A 381-nucleotide genomic window follows, 5' to 3' on the forward strand; every position below is an offset into this window, starting at 1 on the left:
CGTAGAGGTTGATCTCGGCTGGAGTGAAACCGGCGAAATAGTGCGACAGCAGTTTCCGTAAGAACTCACACCGTTGGACGGTGTCGAGTGGTTCGGGGGATCGGGTGTCGATGTGCGCCAGTCCGCGGACGATGGCGTCGGTGCGTTCGGACGAGATGGACCCGTCGGCGGCGTGCGCCATCAACAGATCCATATCGGTGGTGCTGGCGAACCGCACGTACCGACCTGCGACGGCCGGTGCGAAGCCCATGCTGATCAACAGTTCTCGCAGTCGGGTGGTCTTGTGGTCGGCGACGCCCAGCCGGTCCAGTTCGCCGGTGAGGGTGGTGGCGTGGTGATCGACCAGATTGCGCAACAGTAGGACTTGTTTCATCGCACCGA

At 62.2% G+C, this 381-nt stretch carries 1 pseudogene; it reads right to left on the reverse strand.

Annotated features, from left to right (window positions below):
- A pseudogene (locus P3L18_RS28205) lies at nucleotides 1-381 on the reverse strand (HNH endonuclease); the annotation flags it as partial.

The sequence above is a fragment of the Gordonia sp. N1V genome, from assembly GCF_029269935.1.
GTDB lineage: Bacteria > Actinomycetota > Actinomycetes > Mycobacteriales > Mycobacteriaceae > Gordonia > Gordonia polyisoprenivorans.